Genomic DNA, 23533 nt, shown 5'->3' on the forward strand with positions numbered 1-23533 from the left:
CTTGGTTTTCCGGGCTAAATCTTTCTGGTTACTATTTCAACAACTCCATTACCGCCACGAACCCCGTATATGGCAGCTTCATTCCCTTTCAGAACACGTACATAATCAATATCCCGAGGATTAAGCATTCGGTTTGCTTCTGAATAGGAGTGACCAATAGCATGACCATCAATTACAAAGAGCGGAGTGGTTCCGGAGGTGAAGGAATTTACACCCCGAATGTTAACAGAAGCATTATTTCCAGAACCATTAACATTTACCCCGGGCACTTGCCGTAAGTAATCAGCAAGGCTTTGGTAATAATTCATATCGTCGGAAATACTGCCTTCAGGTCTTCCGCTTTCTTCAGATACGGAAGTTCCCACTGATGAACAACCGGCAAACATGAGAGAAAGAGTGATAATCGATAGAAATAAAATTTGTTTCATTTTATTTGACAATTTTGGTTGATTGATTTCCATGATGTAAATACCATAGACTTATACGCCAATTTCCTTCAACTAAAATAATAGACAGATACCTCAACTGGCTATGATTTTTTAGTAGCGATCTCAATGACTCCGTTGGCTCCACGTACCCCGTAAATGGCGGCATCGGGTCCCTTTAAAACGCGAACGTAATCAATATACTTCGGGTCTAATAATCTATTTGCCTGGGAATATGAATTTCCCACAGCCTGACCATCAACCACAAAAAGAGGAGAGTTGCCTGAACTAAAAGAACTAATTCCACGAATAGTTACGTAGGCATTATCTCCTGAACCCCTTACACTTACTCCGGGAACCTGGCGCAGATAATCGGCAAGGCTTCTGTAATAATCTTTATCATCGGTGATACTGCCTTCCGGTCTTCCATTCTCATCAGCTACCGTATTGCTTACTGAGCCACACCCCGCAAATAGAAGTGATAAAGAAAAGAAAGATAGCAGTAGTATTTGTCTCATGTTTCCTCCGCTCTGGGAATGACTTTATCATCGAACTGCTCAGAATAGTATTTTTCAGTTTAGATTTTCCTGGTAACAATTTCAACAACTCCGTTGCCTCCTCTTACTCCGTAAATGGCTGCATCGGGCCCTTTTAAAACGCGTACATAATCAATATACCTCGGGTCAACCATTTTGTTAGCCTCATTATACGAGTAGCCAATGGCATTTCCATCGATAACAAAAAGTGGTGTAATTGGCGAATACCGGGAATCAAATGAGTTGTATCCCCTGATTGTTACTACACCTGAATTAATATTTACACCCGGCACTTTCTGCAGATAATCAGCCAGGCTGGTAAAATAGTCATTATCATCTGAAACACTTCCCTCGGGTCTGTCATTATTTTGTCCTGCAACGGAAGACCCAACAGATGAACAACCAGCAACCAACAGTGAGAGTGAGATGAGTGAAAGAAGGATAAAAGTTTTCATTGTAGTCTGCCTTAATTTAAAAGGGTTATACAGGATAAACGTTTAAAAACAACGCATTGTATTTGCAAACCTGAGGGGAGATAAGCTTTACACATTCACATGAAAAGCTATTTTAAGCAAACAATAGTTTAAATATGAGTGTGGCTACTCATACTCCTGAACCCGTAAAGCTATACTAATCAAGAAATATCAATCGTGCAATTCAAATACAGTTTTTAATACAGAACTGCCGTGCTGATTTGAACAGGATGAATCCAGCCGTGAGTATCTTCAATATTTCCGTACTGAATACCTGTAATAGCATCAAACATTTTTTTGGCAAACGGACCTATTTTCTCGCGGTCCAATGTTACTGTTTCTCCTTTATGATGGATCAAACCAACCGGTGAAATAACAGCCGCAGTTCCGGCTCCAAAGATTTCTTTGAGTGAACCATTTTTGTGAGCCTCAAAAACTTCATCGATAGAGATTCTTCGCTCTTCAACATTTAAGTTCCAGTCTTTTGCAAGAGAAATAACAGATCGGCGTGTGACACCGGGCAAAACAGTTCCAGCCAATTGGGGAGTTATCAATGTATCGCCAATCAGGAAGAAGATATTCATTGTACCAACTTCTTCAACGTATTTGTGTTCTTTAGCATCCAGCCAGAGCACCTGTGTAAATCCCTCTTGTTGTGCTTTCCTGGCAGGGAGAAAACTTCCTCCGTAATTACCGGCAGATTTGGCTTCGCCTGTTCCACCTTTAGCAGCACGAACATACTCATCAGATGTTGTTAAAGAAACCGGGTTGAAGCCTTCTTTGTAGTAAGCAGCAACAGGACTTGTGATAATATAAAATCGGTACTCTTTTGAAACAGTTGCCGCAATATATTCTTCGGATGCAAACATAAACGGGCGGATATAGAGTGAGTGCCCGTGCGTTTCAGGAACCCACTTGTAATCAAGCTGCAGGAGTTTTTCCAGAGCTTCCATAAATACTGATTCTTCAATTTCCGGCATGCACAACCTTTTGGCAGAATTGTTCAGGCGTTTGTGATGATCGGTCGGCCGGAAAAGGTGGATGGTATCCTCATCAGCATAATATGCCTTCATGCCTTCAAAAATCGCCTGGCCATAATGAAGTGCCATCAGAGACGGATCAAATGTAATAGGTCCGTACGGCTTAATTTCAGCTTCCACCCACTCGCCATCGCGGTAGACCATTTCAAACATATGGTCTGAGAATACACGACCGAACTCAAGGTTATTGAAGTCTAATTCTGAAATTCTGCTTTGATCTGTCTGGGTTATCTTTATATTCATGGCTGCCGGGTTAAATTCAACAATACTACGGATTTTGAGTTACCGAATATTTTATCTTCGCTTCGTTCATTGAGATATTATGTAATCCCCCTTTGGACAAAGAGGAGTAAGAATGAATGAAGGCGAAAACAAATTCACACTTATAAATCCTCTCTAAAGATAATGTGTTTTTTTAAAACTGTTTAGCAAAGAATTCTATTGTCAAAAAAAATCAGTAAAAAAATGAAAAAAGCTTTTTTCCTGTTGTTCGCGATCTCTTTTTTGATGCAAAATCCGTCTTTAAGCCAAATCAGGAACGATATTCAACCCGATATTCTCTCAATGCGAGACCGGGCAGCAGTGATGGATCAGTGGACGGAATACCGCCTCGACAATCTGATTCCAGAGTTAATGAGGCGTGAAGGTATTGATATGTGGGTACTTGTTGCGCGTGAATACAACGAAGATCCGGTTCTTTTGACGATGCTTCCGGCCACGTGGCAATCATCCCGGCGCACGACTATTTTGGTTTTTTTTGATGATGGAGAATCGGTAGAGAGACTTGCAGTTGCGAGATATAATATTGGTTTTTTTGAAACACAATGGGACCCGGAAGAAGAACCGGATCAATGGAAACGTTTTGGTGAGGTAGTGGCAGAGCGAAATCCTGAAAAGATTGGGGTAAACATATCAGAGAATTTTGCTTTAGCAGACGGAATCAGCCATACGGATTTTCTGGATGTGAAAAACAGTTTGAGTCCGGAGTTGCAGGATCGCATTGTTTCTGCCGAAAATTTATCAATCGGCTGGCTGGAGACCCGAACCGGGAAGGAGATGGTGGTCTATCCGCAAATCAACAGAATTGCACATTACATTGTGGCGGAGGGATTGTCAGAAAAAGTGATTACACCAGGCGTTACAACTACGCAGGATGTACAATGGTGGTATCGCGAGAAGATTCGGGATTTGAATTTAACGACCTGGTTTCATCCGTCTGTTTCTGTACAGCGAAGTGAGAACGAAAGGCATACGGGTAATTTTGCTGATTACTTTGTGGATGATACGGATGTCATTATGCCGGGAGATTTGATCCACATCGATTTCGGAATTGAGTATTTGGGGCTTTCTACCGATACACAACGAAATGCTTATGTTCTTCGCCCGGGAGAAACCGATGCTCCTGAAGGTCTTAAAGAAGCTTTAGCAATAGGTAACCGGCTGCAGGATATTTTAACGGCTGAATTTAAATCCGGAAGAAAAGGAAATGAGATTTTAGCTTCATCCCTTGAAAAAGCGGAGGCGGAAGACATTAACGCTACGATTTATACGCATCCCATTGGCCATCATGGTCACGCTGCCGGACCTACAATTGGTTTGTGGGATCAGCAGGACGGCGTATCCGGTAATGGTGATTATCCGCTCTACCCGAATACGGCCCACTCAATTGAATTAAACGCTGAAGTTCATATTCCTGAGTGGGATCGAACTGTTCGAATCATGCTTGAAGAAGATGCTTTTTTCAACGGAGACGGTGTTCGTTACATTGACGGACGGATGCAAGAGCTGTATTTAATTCCCAGACAGAAATAAAATTTTCAATTAATTTTACGAATCTAAACCCAAAAATTCGGCAGCAGTCTGGATCCGGCGGTTGATATTTTTATTCAGTTGTTTCGTCTGTTATTACCTCTGCTACTGCTGCGACTTTTACTTTTTTTGTCAGCCCTCTCCCTTTTGACGGTGCTCCGACTTTTTTCGCGATTATTTTCTTTTCTTACGGTTTGTTTGGAATTTCCTCTATCCCGACTGTTTGGGCGAATAGATTCTGACCGACGGCTTTCGGTTCTTTTAACGTTCGAGTTTCTGTTATTTCTCACTCCTTGATCTTTATCCATCGTGGATCTGGATCGTGATCGAATGTTAACCTGTCTCGTTGGCGTTTCTCTAACGTTCGAATTTTCAATAGTTCGACTTCGGCGTGAATTTTGTACTGTTCGGGATGGAGTATAATTTACCTGTGGTTGCTGCTTCACCCTTTGTTTTGCCTGTTTTCTGTCAATCCTTGAAACCTTTTCTATTCTGCCAGTGCGATATCCGTTTCGGCCTCTTTGTTTTTGATAGTTGTTTCGTTCTTTATAAGCTTCTTGTCTAAAGCGATTCAATCGTATTTCATAATCTCTTTCGATTCGAACAAAATAGCGGTAGTCCCGATCATTGTATTGATGGCGGTGTTTGTGCCAATGTCTGTATTTTATAAAGAGTGGATGAGAGTGTCGTTCCCAGTGGCGTGGTAATCGTTGTTCCGGTACCTGTAAAAAAGCAAGGCTTAGTCCACCAAGCCAAATTTGTACGGAGTAGTAGGGAGAGTGGTAATCATCATATGCAAATCGATGCCGGTAATACCAATCATATCCTCTTAAACGGATCATTAAATCGCGATCTCTGTAACCATCTCTGTATCCGGCCTCATAAAGATCGATATCCCACACCATGTCATAAAACCGGTAATCGTTATAGTAGGCATCATTAACGCCATCCATATAACCTTTAAGATAGGCCGTATCATATGGATCCTGGTAGAAACCAGATGAATTGCTCAGTTCAAGTTGAAAGTGGATAAATGGCCGGAAGGATTGATAGCTAAATTCTATATAGGCAGATTGTGCGGTAATCGGTGCACTCAAAACTCCAATCAACAGTATCGTAGCACATAGTCTTTTAATCATAACATCCTCTGCTTAGGTGCGGTTTATATATTGCTACTAATAGATATCAACTATCCGTTAGCGCACCAATAGCATGATAATGCTAAGCTGTTCTAATAAAATAATCAGAGCTATAGAGAATACTTTTTACAGAAAAGAGTAGAAAAATCATCTACTCATTCTATTCTGTTAATCAATCGCAAAACAGTAAAACAGTCCATTGCCACCCGTTCCCTGAAGGTTTGACTGGCTACAACCCCGCGATCCATGAGCGGAATTCCAGGATGTTGGATTCTCTCCGCCACCTGTTCGGTCATGATGACCAACCTGGGCACTGCCATCTTCAGTGCTGCTTGTCCAGTCACTGCACGTTGTGTCTTCATTACCATCAAAAGCCATTCCATCCAGTGTTGAACCGGTCAGGATATCGTGCATGTTTGGATCGTCTCCACGACCATTGACCATTTCACCATTCTCGTCAATGGAGTTTTCTTTATTGAGATTGTTCTCATCACCATGCAGGTGATCCACATTTTCAGCAACCAATATACCGTTAGCGTTGTACCAAGGCCCGTTACCGATACGATCGCGTGCGTTTACAATGGGGTCGGTAGTACTCAGGTAAGCTTTCCAGGTTTTATCGCCTGCACCGGCTTCTTCAGCCAACATCTGGCAGTGTTGGTCAGCTCCTTCAAGACCTCCCAAATCAGCACCATTTCCGGGCCCAACACTTGTAATGAAAAAGCTCATCGGGGAATCCGATTGTGCATGTATTAATGGAACATTCAGGGATAGAAAAATAAGTACGGTTAAAAGAAGAGGAAGATGTTTGGTTCTCATGGCGATAGGATTTGAGGGTTGAAGAAAAAAGCTTGATTTTACTTTACTTAAAATAGTTGAAGTGAACTATCGATACAAATATAGGTAAACTTTATTATTGCTGAATTACCGATCACTTTTAGCCATATTTCTCATCCACATACTTCACAGATTCTTCCACCATCTCTCTCAAGATATCCATATCAATATCATCCAGTTTTTTTACATAGAGGCACGCTTTGCCGGTTCGGTGTTTGCCAAGTTTTTGGAGAAGTTCTTCCTGGCGTTTAAACCCGGACATAATGTAAATAGAAAACTCGCGTTTTCGTGGAGAGAATCCTGCTTTTAGCATATTGCCTTCGCGGCCGCTCTCGTATTTATAGTAATATTGATCGAATCCGATGATGCTCGGTCCCCACATTTTGGGGTCGCAGCCGGTTACTTCTTTCATCAGCTTTACAAGGGAATAGGAATCGGCTATTTTTTGTTGATCATCTAAAGCCTCAATAAAAGATTTTACAGATTGGTCGGTTGGTTGAGTTTTATTTTCAGCCATAACTCAGGTTCTTTAGTTTTAGGACGAATTTTGTAAGGATTTGCAAAAATTGATCTCATATAGATACGAGAAAACTCAAAATTATTCACAATTACAATTCAATAAATGATAGATAAAGCACGAGAAATCCTGCGGCAAACTTTTGGTTACGAAGAGTTCAGACCGTTGCAGGCAGACATTATTCAGAACGTATTACAAAAGAGAGATTCATTGGTCATAATGCCAACGGGGGGTGGAAAATCAATTTGTTACCAGATTCCTTCTATGATTTTTGACGGGTTAACGGTCGTTATTTCTCCGTTGATTTCCCTAATGAAAGACCAGGTAGAACAGCTTGAAGAGTTTGGAGTTCCGGCGCTCTATTTGAACAGTTCTCTAACGCCTGAGCAGTATCAGCAAAACATAGCGAAACTCCGGAGAGGCGAGGCCAAACTCTTGTATCTCGCACCGGAAACTCTGATGATGGACTCTACCCGGCGATTGTTAACAGAATTTACAGTCGACTGTTTTACGATTGATGAAGCCCATTGTATTTCTGAATGGGGACACGATTTTCGCCCCGATTACCGCCAGCTTGCTGAGGTTCGTAAAGATTTCCCAAATGCTGTTTGTTTAGCGCTGACGGCTACGGCTACGCCACGGGTTCGTGATGATATTCAGCAGATTCTTGAGATGAAAGATTCGGCTCGATTCGTGGCCAGTTTTGATCGAAAAAATCTGCTCTTGAAAGTGGTGGATAAAGATAATCCGCTCGATCAAATTCTGGATTTTCTTTATACAAGACCCGATCAATCCGGGATTATTTACTGTTTTTCCAGAAGACAGGTAGATGAACTCTATGCCGATTTGAAAGCAAATGATCGTTCCGTTCGGCCTTACCACGCAGGGCTTTCAGAAATGGCCCGATCCCGAAATCAGGAAGCGTTTATTCGCGATGATGTGGATATTATTGTAGCAACCATTGCATTTGGAATGGGAATCAACAAGCCGGATGTGCGTTTTGTAATTCATCACGACATGCCGCAGAATATTGAATCGTATTACCAGCAAATCGGGCGGGCGGGCCGCGATGGGATCCAGGCAGATTGTCTGCTTCTGTACAGTTATTCAGACAAACAGAAGATTCAGTATTTCATCAACCAAAAAGAAGGACAGGAGAAGGAGGTTGCCAAAAAGCATCTCTATTCAATCATCGATTTTATGGAATATGACGGTTGCCGCCGGATTCCGTTGATGGAATATTTTGGTGAGGAGTACGAAAAAGAGAACTGCGGAATGTGTGACTACTGCCTGAAACAGATGGGAGACAAGCAGGATTTTACCGAGCAGGCTCAAAAGTTTTTGAGTTGTATTGCACGGACTGATCAGCGATACGGAGCGTACCATATTGCCGATGTACTGCGCGGGTCGAAGGCAAAGAAAGTACTGGAAAGTGGTCATGACCAACTTTCTACATATGGGATTGGAATGGAATGGAGTAAGAATCAATGGATTCAACTGTCGCGCATGCTGGTTCGAAAGGGGCATCTGAAGAAAGATCCTGAACACGGAAGTTTGCTTTTGACGGATGAAGCGAAGGCTGTCTTAAAAGGTAATGAGCAGGTAAGGGGTATTCTTGACCGGACTCAAACTACTTCCCCTGAAGAAGCGATGCCGCGAACAGACAACGAGGTTGAGAACAAGTATGATGAACACCTGTTTGAGGAACTTCGCAAGCTTCGGAAAGAGATGGCTGACGAGCAGGAGATTCCGCCATACGTCATTTTCCCGGATACAACGTTGATGGAAATGTCGTATTACTATCCGCAGGATGAGGACAGCCTGATGGGGATTTATGGTGTCGGTTCCATGAAACTGAAGAAATACGGGGATGATTTTCTCGACATCATCAAAAAGTATTGCGAGGAAAATAATGTAGAAGAGCGATCAAAAGTACTTCGCAAAAAAGTGAAGAAAACCCAGTCGAAGCAAAAATATGAGCTGGTGGGAGAGGAGTACAACGAAGGAAAGTCCATCGAACACCTGGCCGAACAGTTTGGCGTGAAGGAAGTGACGATTCTTAGCAACCTTAAAAAGTTCATAGATGACGGGCACAAGATCGATCCCTCCGGATTGCTGGCGGCTTCATCCCTTTCTGAACGGAAAATTGACGAGGTGAACGAGGCAATGGAAAAAGTTGGCCCCGAAATTCTCAAACCGGTCTATGAAGAATTGAATAAATCTGTGGATTACAATGAATTGCGAATTTTACAATTGGCACACATTGCAAGGAATAGGGATTAATCTAATGGTATCCACTTTGCACAGCATCCTTCAGCTCCCATATTATTTTTCTGAGTTCCATCTACTTTCATTATAAACAGATGATTTTCAGGTTCATATTTATCGAAATAATCAAAACGATTAAAAATTATATATTTTCCATCGGGTGACCATTTCGGCCGCTGATTAAGAATGCCGGGTTTTGTATTTGTTAAAACAGTTACATCAGAGCCATCAACATTCATTGTATATATTCTCATACTTTCTTCCTTGGTTTTTGAAATGTATTTAACATATACAATTTTAGATCCATCGGGTGCCCAGTCTGGATAATTATTACTACCATCCTGCTCTTTAGTAATATTAATGATTTGAGAAGTTGTTGTGTCGAAAACAAATAAATTACCTGACCTACTACTAAAGATAATTTTAGATCCATCTGGCGACCACAAAGGACTTGAATAATAATCATTTTCTGAATTTGTAAGATTGATAATATCTGAACCATCAGAATCAATGACATAAATGTCAGCTAAACTGGTATCGTTTTTTTTATAACCACTAAATACAATATTCATTCCATCCGGAGACCAATCTGTTCCACCTGAATGGATTGTTTTATTATCAGTAAGTTGATTTAAACCAGATCCATCAATATTGATGACATATAAGTCTCCCGAATTAGAGAAGGAGATTTTATTACTATCTGGTGACCAAGAGAAACTAATAATCTCTGGATCTTCTGGAGAATGAGTGATTTGTGTTAAATTCGTACCATCCTTATCTATTATGTATAGATTAATTATATCTTCATTTTTTTTTGATGCAGTGAACGCAATTGTGGAATAGTCAGGTGAAGGTGTAATCTGATGAATATATTCATATTCAGGAGATACTATTTCTGTTGTTCCATCAGCAAGTAAAAACCGGAGAGATTTGAAATGATAAGATTTTGCATTCTGGTATACAAATTTATAATTAAAAATGGTTTGGCAGAAAACATCAAATGATAAGTCCACAGTGAATTCGGTTGTTACTGGAATTTCCTGTGGGTTATTTCCTCTGACAGTACAATTTGAAGGAAGATCGCCCAATTCGATTTGATAGGTATCGGGGGCAATATTTTCAAAGAGTAACGTGTCGTTGGCGCCGATTTCATACTGTTCACTATTAATAAAAACAGAGTAGATTTCCTGGGAATTGATGAGTGATGTGCTGCTTATGATTTCAAGAGTTCCAGTCTTATTTAAAGCATCTCCACAATTTATTTCAAAAGTTACACTTTCTTTAGGAGCGTCTTCAATTTTTACCGTTACCGGGTTTAAACCTACTACCGAACATTCTTCCGGTAATTCAAGCAGTTCGACTTTGTAAGTTCCATTATTCAGACTTCCTGATTGAAGGGTGTCGTTGGCGTCCACATGCATTTGTTCTTCTCCTTCGATCCTGACTTCATACCCGGCGGCATTTTCTCCATGAGTGATTGTGATGATTTCGATACTTCCGTTACCCAAATCAGGGCCGGAGTTGTCATTACACCCAATCCATCCGATTAGCAAAAATAAAAGAATAGTTATGAACTGAAATAAATGAGGAGTTTTCATAGACTCCGGGTTGAGTTCCTGATTAATAGTCATTTTCTTTATCTCACTTATTTTAAGTAAGAGATTTTCTGTTTTTAAAGCAACAAATACGAAAGTTTTTAACATGATTGATGAATTTATAAGCTCTTTGAAATATAACCCGGAAGGTCTGTTTAACCCGTGGTACCACAGGGATGAAGAGCATGATGAAATTACCGAAGCTCCCGAAATTCGCCGAAATCAGCTTAAAACATACCTTAGTGAGCGAATCGGAAAGGCGAAGTATCTGTTTATTGCCGAAGCTTTAGGATACCAGGGCGGACATTTCACCGGAATTGCTATGACTTCCGAACGGATTTTGCTGGGGCACCAGGAACCGAAGTATGGAGTGCGGCCCGAACACGTCTTCAGAAATGTTGCTCCGCGCCGGACCAGTTGCCCAACCGTAATAGAAAATGGAATGAGCGAACCCACGGCTACCATCATGTGGGGAGCGTTGATTGAACTTGGCATTAATCCCTATGAAATTGTTTTGTGGAACGCCGTGCCGTGGCATCCCTACAAACCGGAAAAAGGTTTGCTAAGCAATCGAACGCCTACAACAGACGAACTTGAATCGGGATTAAAGCACCTGGAATCTTTTATGAATCTGTTCAGTGATGTGAAAATGGTAGCGGTAGGGCGGAAATGCGAATTGAGTTTATCACAACTTGGGGTAGATCATATTCCGGTACGGCATCCGGCCAATGGCGGAGCCCCAAAATTCAGGCAGCAGGTTAAAAATCTATTTTGATTTCAAACGAAGGCTGAATTCCAAGATCGTAAACCGTTACAATTTCTGAACGGATTGCAGGAACGGTATTTCTTGTCACAATTACCGGCTGATATTCCCTGTACCACGGATTTTGTTCATCCAAAACATTGAAGACCGAAACTTTGGCTGAGAGATTATTCTCCCCGAAATTCCTTGTAAAAAGTGCGGATACATCCAGCCGGTGATAGGGGGCAAGACGGTTAACCTCACCCGTTGCAAAATCAAACGTTCCGGTTACAGAACCACTTGCCACAATGTACGAAGCAAATAACTGCACACCTGACAGCAGTTCAATCCCCAGGTTGGTGGTGCTTGTATGGCGGCGATCCCACGGAGCGTAAAACGGTTCTCCCTCGTTGAGGAATTCGTTCTGTAGCTCGATGGACGAAAGAGTATAGGTTTGGGTAAGTGTGAAAAATCGGTTTCGCGTTCTGGCAAGAAATTCTATTCCTTTCCCGTCCCCGCTATTTTGGAAAAACCATGGTGAATCGTTGAACGTATTTGTAAGGGACTGCGCATTCAGCTCGTGTGATCTCAGGTTTCCATAACTTTTCAGATATCCTTCAACCTGCAAATAAAGTCCTCGAAATGGCTTCAGATATAATCCGGCAGTAAACTGGTCAACAGATGATGGAGGTTGTTCTTCGCCCGACAAAATCCAGACATCGGCCGTAACGGCATTGCTGAATCCAATTCTGTTGATAAACTGATAATTTTTACTATATCCAAGAGAGAATGAAATACGTTCACTTGCAAAAAAATCAGCCATCAAACGGGGAGATATTTTAAAGTAGTTTCCGGCTGAATAGTAATGGCTGCGAACACCGGTTTGAAGATCTAAAAATTCTATAGGAGAAAAATCCGTTTGAAGAAAAAGATCTCCCTGAAATGATGATACGTGCGTATAGAATCGAGAGCGTTCGAACGAGTTTTCCTGGTATTCTCCCCTGTGATAAATTCCTGTAAAACCTGCTTTCAAGTTGAAGTTATTGGTGAAAATGTCAAAAGTTTGATCAAACTGACCACGGTTCATTGTGCTCCTGTTCGTCAAAGGATAGGTAAAGACCGTTGTCTGAGTTGACTCTCCGATTTGAGTTGTATTCGTATAAAGAAAGTCATCTTTACTGAAATAGGTTTCGTAAGCACTCACTGCCAGAGTTGTGTTACTGTAAACGGAAGTTGACAATGAACGTTGATGCTGGCCTGAAAAAGCAAAATTATTCCAGCGATTTTCAGTTTCTACCTCAACATTCCGGAAGCGTTCTTCAAGTGAATTGTTTCTTGTCAGCCGGTTGGCTAAATGGCTGGTTCGGTCTCCGCCAAAGTAAACGCTTGCCATATTACGGCTTCCATCTGTTTGTTCATGGTAAAATTTACCGTGCAGATCAAAATAGTTTACATCGGAATCCAGGGGGGTAACAAGCTCGGTATTGATATTTGGATTGGTACTCATGCTGGTTTTAGGCCGGTTGATATCGAGTCCCCAGTGGATCAGCTTATTGTTATTAAACCAATCCACCTGGTTCATGTAAGATGTACGTCCGGAAATCAGCCAGCTGCTTTTACCTTTTTTGAAAGGGCCGTCGACAGTAGCGCGGACACTCGAATTGCTAACGCTTCCCATTGCATTGATTTCATTGAGCGAGCCGGTGCGGGTGGTCAGAGAAAGTTTTCCGCCAATGGGTGCATTGATGTGTGCGGGTGCTACATTATAGAAAAAGCCGCTGTTTATAACGGCATCTTCATTAAAACTGTCTAACAGGCCAAAAAGGTGGCTTTGGTTAAAAATGGTAATGCCGTCCAATTCCAGGTGAAAGCCGTCAGGAGTACTGCCCCGAATATGTAGTCCTTCATTCATGGCAGTTGTGGGAGCTACGGATGGAAGAACCTGGAGTGCCCGTACCGCATTTCCATCTCCCAGCGGACTAAACCGGTCGGTTTTTATCAAACCTGTGAGGGATGAATCCTGGGGAGAATAGTAATTATTTCCGATTACAATAATTTCGGTTCCCGTAACGGACTGTGGCTGGAGCCGGATCGTAAGATCTGTAATTTGATTGGTTGTGTTGAGGTCAAGAGTAACACTCGATTTTTCGTATCCGACAAAGGATGCGTAAAGAGTGATGAAAGGTTGATTGGCCCCGATTTTAAATTGAAACTGTCCGGCCTGGGATGCAACGGTTCCTTTGAATATTCCCTCTTCTCTCCATGAAAGTGTGCTAAATGGAAGGCGTTCACCGGTTTTAGCATCAACTACCTGGCCGGAAATGAGGATGTCAGCCGTCTTGGTTTGTGGGGTTTGGGTAGGCAGCACTAATAGCTGTTGACCGACAGAATCCACCCTGACTATCAAATCCACAGAAAGCAGATTTTCAGTTAAATCGGCAATTAATGTTTCTTTGTTGGTAGAAAAAGTCAGGTTCAACCCGGAAATTAACGACTCTCTGTAGAGAAAACTGTATTCTGTTTCTTCCTGTATCTGGTTAAAGATTTCAACAAGGGGTTCATTTTCGAAGTTAAAATCCTGGGAAAAAGTAGTCGCAGAAAAAGCAAACAGAATCAGAACAAAGCAAATTAGACTTCGTGCTAGCCTGGGCAGAATTGTCATACTTGGTATTATTCAACAAATTGATACGTGTTGTCCCCAATTGAAGAAAAATTTCCGCCTAAAACAATTCCTAAATTTTCGAGGCTTACAGAACGGTTTTCGAGGGATAATGATCCGCCTAAGACCTCGTTTTTGATATGCCCGGGGATGTTGATCTCAATAGAATAATGGTATTCAAGTTCTTTGATAATAGACGCGGCTGTTCTGTTGTCAAAAATAATTTGATTTTGCTGCCACGAAAGAAATTGTTCAGGTTCAGCTTTTACAGGTTCAGTAATGGATTGATCATTCGCAGCAGCCATTTCTCCGGATTCGAGGGTAACCTGTTTTGATCCGTTTGAGAATTGTACGGATCCTTCTTGCAGGTACACGATGGTTTCATCTCCCCATTCTCTAACATTGAATGATGTGCCCGTTACTTCAACGACTGCGGTTCCAGCCTCAACTAAAAATCGCCGATCCTGATTTGGGGTTACTTGGAAAAAGGCTTCGCCTTCAAGCTTATATTGGCTTTCTGTGTCCGTTTCGTTCATCAAATAAAGTGTAGAACTCGGGCGAAGTTGAATGCTGCTGCCGTCGTTAAGAGTATATGTAACCTGTTCTGAATGAGACTGTGTTAAAATTTCCGGCTGATTATCTCCGGATTGAAGCAAGAATATCGTCAAGAAAGCAGAAACCAGAAGTACGGCGGCTACTTTTAAAAGTGTTGATTTGTCAGTAAAGAGCGAAGATATACTTTGCTCACTTTTCACGTGAGCCTTATGCTTTCCCTCTGTTTGAATAAATGAAGATATTTCTCTCCAGCTTTTTTCCTTGCTCTCAGAGAGTTCATTCTGATAGGTTGAATAGAGAGTTCTTTTATGATCGACAATTTGATCAATCAGGTAGTTGTCGGCAGATAATACGGACCTGTTTTCCTCAAGGAGAGAGCCGATCTTTTGAGCTAATTTACGATCATTTTCCGGTATTTGATTTTCTTGAGACATTGGATGTAGTAAACAAGAACAAGCTGGAATACAGTCAGTTCCCGTTAGTTATTAGGTTTAAGGTCAATTAATCGTCATTCCCTTCAGATTCAAACTCAACTTCTATGACTATATTTTCGTCACTATCGTTAACATAATATTCGCCTTTGGCATCAACTTCATCGCCGTTATTCAGGGCGTCCGCAAGTTCCTGTATGGTGTCGAAATCTCCGTCTATTTTGGAGTTTTCGGTAACGGTAAAGCTTTCTCCCTCGATAACAAAAGAGGAAGAACCGGCTGAAGATACAATCCCTTCAAAATCGAACTCTTCTTCGCTGTCATCGCCACCATTGCCATTATTATTCTTTTTGTCGATGTCGAACTTTACGCCTTTCACAACATTGTTGCCGTTTTCGATATAATATTCGCCTTTGGCTTCAATGTCATCACCGTTGTTAAGTGCATCAGTGAGTTCCTGCATAGATCGGATATCATTTCCCCGGAATTTTGTGTCATCATTCACAAGGAACGTTTCACCATCTATGACAAATGATGAAGACGTTGCAGAGTTAACAATCCCTTCAAATTTAAACTCTTCTTTGTTTTCATCGTCATCACCGTCATCGTTGTCCTCATCATTTTCTTCGACTTTAAATTCAACTTTAATGACAATATTATCTCCATTCTCGATATAATAGTTACCTTCGGCTTCTACATGATTGTCATCATTCAGGGCATCGATGAGTTCCTGCATAGTGGATACATCTTTCCCTTTAAAATTTGTGTTACCATTTACGAAGAAGGTCTCTCCATTCAGGATAAATGACGATGAAGTAGCAGAGGAAACAACGCCCTCAAAATCAAACTTTTCAGGGTCTTCATCACCATTATCATCGTCTCCATCATCACCGTCGTCATCTTCTTCCACTTCGAATTTCACCGAAACCACAATGTAGGTATCACCATCTTCAGAATAATATTCTCCTTCAGCTTTTACATTATCACCGGTATCAAGAGCATCTTCAACTTCCTGGAAAGTGAGGAGATCACCATCATTCTCAATAATCGAATTTCCATCGAGAAAATAAACGCGTCCGTTTGTCAGTTCGAATGAGTTTTCAGCAAGATCTGAAGAACGTATTTTGCCTTCAAATTCACCTGTTTCGCTGTTTTCATCGTCTCCGTCATCATCACCCTCATTATCATCGTCAGTTTCAAATTCTACTTTGATTACAATATTGTTATCCGATTCGTCGATGAAATATTTGCCTTTCGCCTGCACACTATTTCCATTGGTTAGGGCATTGGCTACTTCTTCAAGCGAGTTCAGGTTATCGTCATCAAATTTGGTGTCATCATTAACCTGGAGAGTGAGGCCACCAGAGAGTACAAATGTTTTTGAAGAAAGATTAACCGAGGTAACATCAGCTTTAAAGTCGAATTCTTCCGGCTCTTCTTCGTCATCATCCTCATCATCACCTTTTCGGTCGACCTTAAACTCAAGTTTAACTGCAATATTTTTTTCGCCGTCATTAAAAAATTCACCATTCACATATACATTGTCACCACGCTGAAGGGCTCCTGCCAGGTTGCCGAGTGATTGTATATGATCATCAAATTCTGTGCTCTTCAGGATATGATAGGTGACTCCTGAAACCACAATCGTTTTGGCCGAGGCATCTGCTGAGTTTACTTCTCCTTCAAACTCCAAAGTTTCGGGGACATTGCCATTGTCATCATCTTCAAAATCGTCTGATTTGAAATTCACTTTTGATACAAGCCATGTGCCGTCTGGTTGAGGAGTATATTCCCCTTCGGCTTCTACTTCACCCCCTTCAGAAAGAACTGTAGTCACCTGATGAAGGCTGTCTAGATCTGATTTTTCGTGAATGATCGTGTTCTCGTTGATGACATACGTCTGGCCGTCAGCAAGGGTAAATGTTTTTTCATCGGGGTTTGCGGACTGTACATCTCCCGCGAACTCAAATCCATTTCCTTCGAATTCAAATTTCACATCCGTGACGATTAATGAATCTTCTTCACCCGGAACAAGTTCTCCTTCAGCTTTTACTTTGAATTTATTATCAAGAGCCCACAAAACCCCGGCAAGAGTTGTTAGGTCTCCATCGCTATCGTAAATCGTTTCGTCATTCACATAGAGGAATGTCTCATTTGCAAGTGTGATAGAGTTGGATGTCACATCAACCGTTTCCACAAAATCCTCGAATTCCAGGTCTTCGTCCTCGTACTCAAATTTCACAGTTTGTACGATATGGGCACCATCTGTATTGTCTGTAAAACTACCTTCTGCTTTGATCCGGATACTGGTTCCGAGTGCTGCGAGAACTTCGTCAAGCGATGTCAGGTCTCCATCGGGATCAACCTGCGTATCTGCATTAAAGAGATAAATTTCATCATCAAACAGAGTAAAACGTCCATTTCCATCTGTATTTACCGATCGTACAAATCCTGCAAATTCATTGTCAGCAAGAAGATCGCCTTCTTCCAGTTTTACTTTAAAATTATCCAGTGCATTCTGGAACCGGAGTAGTGCTGTGCCATCGCCATTAAATTCAATGGTTCCGTTGATGGTTTTCATGCTTTCGTTGCCATTCACATTTTTGCTGATAAACATTTCATAGGCAAGCGCTCCTTCAACTCCTTTTTGAAGAGAACCGTCTGTAGAGACAAGCTGATTATTGATTTTCACATCAAGAAATTCAACGGTAAGCGTATAGCTTCTTTCAATTGTATCTCCATTGTCTCTTGTAACCTTGTATTCGCCGTTTCCTTCGTGAGTCCCTGAAATACTGATGATTCCGTCCGAAGCCGTTAGCCCTTCAATCGAAAACTGATCATGGCGCTCGTATGTAGAAATTTTATTGGTGGTAACGATGGAGCCACTTCGTGTGCCGATGTATTCGATCATTTCAATTCTATCACTCTCAAGCCTTGGAGAATAGATAAACGATCCGTCATTGGCATAATAGATGTATTGCAGTTCAGCGTTGGATTCTTTTGATAAATTTTCATTATCAATCGTCCGGCTGATGTTAATCAGGTGCACGCCAGACTCAGGGTTATAACTATAGTTATAATTGCTTTCTGAATTGGAACTGTTCTCTTTATTGGCAGCCACAAAAATTGGCGAGGCGTATTTTTCTGCGATTGCCTCATCCGAAAGATTATTGTTTGAGGGGAGAGTGAATGCATCATTCAGGCTGGCAAAAATCCCATCTTTCTCATCCGACAGAGATTCTGCAATAATCTGGCCGGCAACTTCAAGTTCTTCATCAGTCAAATCTTCTGAAACGGACGACCTATTTGAATCGCTTATATCGCACCCGTTTAGGAGGAGGGCCGCCAGGGAAAAAATTAAAATCCAAGAGCTCTTATTTCGCAGATGTTGATACATATTTCCTGATTGATTTTTATGCTGTGTTCCTTCCTTATACAGAAGCAAACAGTGACAACCCCTAAAGACGTATTTAATTTTCTTTAAAAACCTCTAATGTTTTTCGCAGGTCTTTAAAAGCCAGGGCCATGTGGTTTTCAACCGTTTTAATACTGACCGATAAATTTTCTGCCGTTTCCCGATATGTTAAATCTTGCAAGAAACAACTTTCAAAAACAATTCTTCTTTTCTCCGGCATTCTGGAAACCGCTCTCCGGAATGCTTTGTTTAATTCTTTAAACTCTACCAAATCCTGCGGGGTTCTCGAATTCCCGTTTGTATATTTTTCCAGCTCCAGGAAATGGTGCTCCTGCTCAATATGGTTTAGCATTCTTGTGTAAGCAATGCGAAAAAGGTAGGCTTTTAAAGAGAGTTCCGGTTTAATCTTATGCCTGTTCTTCCAAATATAGATGAATGCTTTTTGAATAAGATCTTCAGCAACGTCACGTCTAACATTCCGGCTCCGGAGAAATACAAAAATAGAATCGTAATGCTCCTCAAAAAAAACTTTAAAAGCTTTTTCGTCTCCGTCTTTAATAGCCTTATATAAATCTTTTTTTGAGTCCCATTTGTCCAGTGAAAGCAGAATAAAAAGGATTAAGGCCTCAATCGTGGGAACAGTAAACATGCTGTATTATTAAATTCCTTTAATATAAAAAAATAGTCAATGATTCGCTTTAGTCAGTATATTTGGACGTAAATTGTTCTGCTATTGTTTTTGTTGATGTGTTGAACTCCCCGAATATTGATTGAACATAACTAATTATTATATGAAGAAGCTCATTTTCACAGTTTTAATTTTAAGTTTTCTGTCTGGCTGCAATACCATAAAAGATCTGGCAAATGTTCAAAAACCCTCTGTAAGGTACAGCAGTATGTCTATCGAGGATATTTCCTTCAGCGATGTAACATTGATATTCGATTTCGATGTAACGAACCCCAACAGTTTCGGAGTGTCTGCGGATCAATATCAGTATGAATTTTTTATTAACGGGAATGAGTTTGTAACCGGTATTCAGAACGAAAAGTTCAGGATTGCTAATAATTCTACAACTACGATTCAGGTTCCCGTATCCCTAACCTTTTCGGAAGTATTTGAAACAGTCAGCTCTGTCGCACGGCAGGATTCCATGGCGTACAGGCTGTCCACAGAAGTGCGATTCGATATAGCAGGTTTGGGAAAACAGCGAGTACCGGTAAGTACACAAGGAGAATTGCCTATTCCAAAAATGCCAAGAATTGAACTCAATAGTTTTGAGGTGGAGGATTTGTCGCTAATGGGAGCAGATTTAGTGGCGGCCTTCCGTATTGAAAATCCCAACCCGTTTGGAATTTCATTTGCAAACACTTTTTACAATATAGAAGTAAACGGAAAAGATTGGCTCAATACTACTCTCGAAAGAAATATCAACCTCAACGGTTCAGAAAGTGATCTCATTACAATTCCAATTCGTCTTAATTCCTCTCAAATGGGTTCGGTGTTGATGGATATGCTAAGGGGTGAAACAGAGTTTGAATATCATCTTACAGGTTCAGCCGAGGTTTCCGCTGATATCAAAGGATTTACCGGCATGGATACAATATCGTTTGACCGCACAGGGACCTACAGAATGGATTGATTTTTTGGGATATTCAGTAAAAGAAGACGGGGCTAAGTTTGCCATTAATACCTTATAAGGAATATAAACGGCTGATTATTAAATAATTATAATTAAAAAAATTTATAGAATTGAGGGATTTTTTTGTAATCTGTTTTTGAAAATCCATTTCAGTACCATTCCATGGCGACGAAATTTTTTTTTCGAGAGTACTACTTGCTTTTTGGTTTTATTATTCTCCTTTTTTCCCCGATCGATATTTATGGACAAGTTTCTGGGTCTGCAAAGATCATTGATCACCAATATATAGTTGGGCGGGGATTTACTACGGAAAATGGCCTGCCGGCAAATGGGGTTAATAGTGTTTTTCAGGATCGCAACGGATATATCTGGGCAGCTACTTATAATGGTTTGGTACAATATAACGGCTCGGATTTTAAGCTTTATAATACCTCCACTCTTAAAAATCTTCGTTCAAACCGTTTTACCGCTGTAACACAGGATCTGGAGGGAAGAATCTGGGCCGGATTGGAATACAGTAACTTCCTGATGATTGATGAGGAAAACGACTCCACAATCACTTACCTCATAAATCAGGAAAAATTTGGTCCAAGTGCCAAAACAAATACCATCACTTTCGACTCTGACAACCGGCCGTGGATTGGTACAACCGGAGGCTTAATCACGATCTGGAATGATGAGGTAAAATATCTGAATGATTTGCCAAACCAGATTGTAAAAAAAGTGATTCATACGGAGGATTTTATCTATGTGCTCTTTTCTGAAACGCTTATGCGGTTAAATAATGACGGCTCTGTAGATAAGATAATAGCGAGACTTTCAGATGATACGATATACTTCGAAAATTCATCCGTGGATGATTTCCAAAATGTAGTTAGTCTGGTCGATTTTGAAATACTGGATGAGAGCATATATCTGCTGAGTGAAGCCAGTCTTATAAAATATGATGATGAACCTGTTGTGATACTGAACCGAGATCAGGTTGGCCAGAGTTCATTTCAGGGTTTTAATGTATATAACGGAACATTTTACATTTATGGAAGAGACGGACTGTTGGAAACGAATTTGTCTGATTCTGATTTTATCTACAGCTCTCATTATAGTGTAGTAGATTTGATATTAGATCACGAAGAGTCCATTTGGATCGCCACGACTTCGAACGGCATCAGGCAATACACATCTACTCCCATTTATCAAGGGCCTGATTACGAAATATTGGATGAACAGGGGATAACAGCCGTGCTGAACGGAACCAATGGCTCTGTGTATGTTGGCACAAACTGTGATGGTGTTTATGAATTTAACGGCACGGATGTCAATCATTATTCCGTTGAAAACGGTATTGAAAATGTTTGTGTGTGGTCTTTGATGGAAGAGGAGGATGGCACACTCTGGGCCGGCACCTGGGGCGGTGGCGTGTATTATAAGTCACCCGGCCAAACAATGTTTGAAGAGTTTACACCACCAATGTTTGAGAATGTCAGTGTATTTTTGGCGCTATATAAAGATCGAAAGGGAAATATCTGGTTTGGTACATATCATAGTGGATTGTTTCGTTATGACGGGACAAATATTGAAGCCATTTTTGATGAGGATGGAGAGCTTCTCTCAGCCGTTCGTAATATCTATGAGACCGAAAAGGGAGGGATAGTTGTAGCCACTGATGAGGGAATAGGTCTTCTTACCGATCATAGAATTATAGAGATTGAGGAAGTAAATCTTTTGGAAACATCCAATTTCAGAACCATTGCGCAAGACAGCAACGGACGTTTTTATTTCGGCAGTTATGGTGGAGGGTTGATTATTTACTCGCCCGGAGAAAATCCAATAACCCTTTCAACCAGGAATGGTCTTTATGATGATACGGTTTCTCAGCTCAATTTTGATAAGAACGGAAATCTCTGGTTAGGTGGAAATTTAGGCATCTTTTTTATTGAGAAAAATCAGGTTGAGCAATATATAAATGGAGAAATCGAGAATGTAAGGGTGTCGCGGATGGGAGTTGAAGAAGGAATGACAATTCGCGAGACAAATGGTGGCTTTATGCCATCGAGCCAGATGACTGTGGATGGCAAACTGATCATTCCCACGGTTCAGGGTGTGAATGTGGTCGATACAAATCAAATGGAGTTAAATAGTCAGGCTCCGGGTGTTTTTGTTGAAGAAGTAGAAATAGATGGTGAAATATTCTTCCCGGGCCAGATCAAATCAATTCCATACAGTGCCCAACGAATTATTTTTCGCTTTTCTGCTCTAAGCTATCAAAATCCGGAATACAATCGATACGAATATCGGCTCGAAGGCTTTGATAAAAATTGGCATCAGGCAGGGAATGAACACGAGGCAATTTATTCATCTCTTCCGGCAGGAAACTATTCCCTAAAAGTTCGGGCCTCGAATAATGACGGCTTTTGGAGTGCGGAACCTGCTTCTATATCTTTCCAAATTTTCCCGCCTTTTTGGCAAACAGCTTGGTTTTATCTTTCAATGGTGCTTTTATTTGGTGCTTTTTTGGTAGTTGCCTACAGGTACAGGGTAAGAAGTATTCAGAAAAATAATCGTGTACTCCAAAACATGGTAGACGAGCGCACCGAAGAGTTGAGTGTTTCAAACCGCGAGTTGAAAAAACATATCGAAGACAGAAACAAACTCCATTCCATTCTGGCACACGATCTTCGCAATCCCTTTGCGGCAATTTTAGGATACATTGAACTCATTAGAAATGAGTTTGAAGCCAAAGACGATCGCGAGTATGTTGAAATGATGAATATGCTGCTGGATTCGGGAAGAAATACCTTGAGTTTGCTCGAAAACCTGCTTCAATGGTCAAGTGCCAAAGAGGGAGGACTTGAAGCTAATTTTGAAGCCGTGGATGTAACAAAACTGGTGGATGAAGCGATTTCAATGACTGATGCACAATCGGCTTTTAAAAATATATTTGTCAGGAATTTGATAGACGAGTCTCATTACGTTTGGGCTGACCGCAATATGATTTTATCCGTTATCAGAAACCTTCTGTCGAATGCGATTAAGTTTTCCGGACGCGATTCTATAGTGGAGATTTCTCTCCGGGAAGAAGGTGAAAAAGTCATTGTATCCGTAGAGGATTCCGGCGTTGGAATTCCCGAAGAAGAAATACACACCATATTTTCGTCTGATAGCAGAATTCAGCAGAAAGTTGGAACTCAGGGAGAAAAAGGAATTGGAATGGGCCTGGTGCTTTGCAAGGAATTTATTGCTAAACACAGTGAAAAGATTTGGGTTGAAAGCACGCCCCGAAAAGGCAGTACTTTTTCATTTTCTTTGAAGAAAGTTCCTGAATATCAACAGAGAGAAATTAATAGACCTACAAATTGAGGTACTTTTTAAACCTCAGGAGCTGTTGACCTCAAATAATTATCCCAAATGAGTCGAGGAGTTTTTGTATCCTCACACTTCCGTTCTGCACTTAC

General features: G+C 41.0%; 17 protein-coding genes. 5 read left to right on the top strand and 12 right to left on the bottom strand.

Annotated features, from left to right (window positions below):
* Positions 1-14 precede the first annotated feature (14 nt).
* The 4 genes from L0B18_RS06985 to L0B18_RS07000 form a co-directional block, all read right to left on the bottom strand.
* Positions 15-428 carry a TonB-dependent receptor plug domain-containing protein gene (locus L0B18_RS06985; protein WP_234570705.1) on the bottom strand — a complete coding sequence of 138 codons (414 nt, stop codon included), beginning with the start codon at positions 426-428 and terminating at the stop codon, positions 15-17.
* A 101-nt stretch (positions 429-529) separates the two neighbouring features.
* A complete protein-coding gene (locus L0B18_RS06990; RefSeq protein ID WP_234570707.1) occupies positions 530-943 on the bottom strand; it encodes a TonB-dependent receptor plug domain-containing protein in 414 nt (137 codons plus the stop codon).
* Between the two features lie 59 nt (positions 944-1002).
* Positions 1003-1416, bottom strand: coding sequence for a TonB-dependent receptor (locus tag L0B18_RS06995; protein ID WP_234570709.1), 414 nt, complete (start codon positions 1414-1416; stop codon positions 1003-1005).
* A gap of 215 nt (positions 1417-1631) precedes the next feature.
* Entirely contained in the window at positions 1632-2717 is a 1086-nt protein-coding gene (locus L0B18_RS07000; RefSeq protein ID WP_234570711.1) for a branched-chain amino acid aminotransferase, read from the bottom strand.
* A 222-nt stretch (positions 2718-2939) separates the two neighbouring features.
* On the opposite strand from L0B18_RS07000, the gene L0B18_RS07005 reads away from it, so the two are divergent.
* Entirely contained in the window at positions 2940-4286 is a 1347-nt protein-coding gene (locus L0B18_RS07005; RefSeq protein ID WP_234570713.1) for a M24 family metallopeptidase, read from the top strand.
* Between the two features lie 74 nt (positions 4287-4360).
* Here L0B18_RS07005 and L0B18_RS07010 read toward each other — a convergent pair whose 3' ends face one another.
* From L0B18_RS07010 to L0B18_RS07020, 3 genes are all read right to left on the bottom strand, one after another.
* Positions 4361-5422, bottom strand: coding sequence for a hypothetical protein (locus tag L0B18_RS07010; RefSeq protein ID WP_234570714.1), 1062 nt, complete (start codon positions 5420-5422; stop codon positions 4361-4363).
* Between the two features lie 168 nt (positions 5423-5590).
* Complete coding sequence (locus L0B18_RS07015; RefSeq protein ID WP_234570717.1) at positions 5591-6241, bottom strand: hypothetical protein; 651 nt, start codon at positions 6239-6241, stop codon at positions 5591-5593.
* A gap of 118 nt (positions 6242-6359) precedes the next feature.
* Positions 6360-6776 (bottom strand): DUF1801 domain-containing protein, encoded by a 417-nt coding sequence (locus tag L0B18_RS07020; RefSeq protein WP_234570719.1) that lies wholly within the window; start codon positions 6774-6776, stop codon positions 6360-6362.
* Positions 6777-6881: 105 nt separating this feature from the next.
* Between L0B18_RS07020 and recQ the strand changes: the two genes are divergently transcribed.
* Positions 6882-9059, top strand: a complete 2178-nt coding sequence (gene recQ / locus L0B18_RS07025; protein ID WP_234570721.1) for a DNA helicase RecQ — start codon at positions 6882-6884, stop codon at positions 9057-9059.
* Here the strand turns inward: recQ and L0B18_RS07030 are convergent.
* A complete protein-coding gene (locus L0B18_RS07030) occupies positions 9056-10747 on the bottom strand; it encodes a TolB family protein (RefSeq protein ID WP_234570723.1) in 1692 nt (563 codons plus the stop codon). The genes recQ and L0B18_RS07030 overlap by 4 nt on opposite strands.
* On the opposite strand from L0B18_RS07030, the gene L0B18_RS07035 reads away from it, so the two are divergent.
* Entirely contained in the window at positions 10746-11414 is a 669-nt protein-coding gene (locus L0B18_RS07035) for a uracil-DNA glycosylase (RefSeq protein ID WP_234570725.1), read from the top strand. The genes L0B18_RS07030 and L0B18_RS07035 overlap by 2 nt on opposite strands.
* On the opposite strand, the gene L0B18_RS07040 is transcribed toward L0B18_RS07035, so the two are convergent.
* The 4 genes from L0B18_RS07040 to L0B18_RS07055 all read right to left on the bottom strand — a co-directional run bounded on the left by L0B18_RS07040 (position 11398) and on the right by L0B18_RS07055 (position 19090).
* Positions 11398-14043, bottom strand: coding sequence for a TonB-dependent receptor (locus L0B18_RS07040; RefSeq protein WP_234570728.1), 2646 nt, complete (start codon positions 14041-14043; stop codon positions 11398-11400). The two genes, L0B18_RS07035 and L0B18_RS07040, sit on opposite strands and share 17 nt — an antisense overlap.
* Before the next feature lie 8 nt (positions 14044-14051).
* Positions 14052-15029 (bottom strand): FecR family protein, encoded by a 978-nt coding sequence (locus L0B18_RS07045; RefSeq protein WP_234570729.1) that lies wholly within the window; start codon positions 15027-15029, stop codon positions 14052-14054.
* Positions 15030-15096: 67 nt separating this feature from the next.
* The gene (locus tag L0B18_RS07050; protein WP_234570731.1) at positions 15097-18309 is read right to left on the bottom strand and encodes a DUF5666 domain-containing protein; all 3213 of its coding nucleotides are present in this window, start codon (positions 18307-18309) and stop codon (positions 15097-15099) included.
* A 187-nt stretch (positions 18310-18496) separates the two neighbouring features.
* Complete coding sequence (locus tag L0B18_RS07055; RefSeq protein WP_234570732.1) at positions 18497-19090, bottom strand: RNA polymerase sigma factor; 594 nt, start codon at positions 19088-19090, stop codon at positions 18497-18499.
* 142 nt (positions 19091-19232) lie between these two features.
* On the opposite strand from L0B18_RS07055, the gene L0B18_RS07060 reads away from it, so the two are divergent.
* Together L0B18_RS07060 and L0B18_RS07065 are read left to right on the top strand one after the other, a co-directional pair.
* A complete protein-coding gene (locus L0B18_RS07060; protein ID WP_234570735.1) occupies positions 19233-20081 on the top strand; it encodes an LEA type 2 family protein in 849 nt (282 codons plus the stop codon).
* A 162-nt stretch (positions 20082-20243) separates the two neighbouring features.
* A complete protein-coding gene (locus L0B18_RS07065; RefSeq protein ID WP_234570737.1) occupies positions 20244-23438 on the top strand; it encodes a sensor histidine kinase in 3195 nt (1064 codons plus the stop codon).
* Positions 23439-23533 lie beyond the last annotated feature (95 nt).

Origin of the sequence: Rhodohalobacter sp. 614A (genome assembly GCF_021462415.1) — a bacterium.
GTDB lineage: Bacteria > Bacteroidota > Rhodothermia > Balneolales > Balneolaceae > Rhodohalobacter.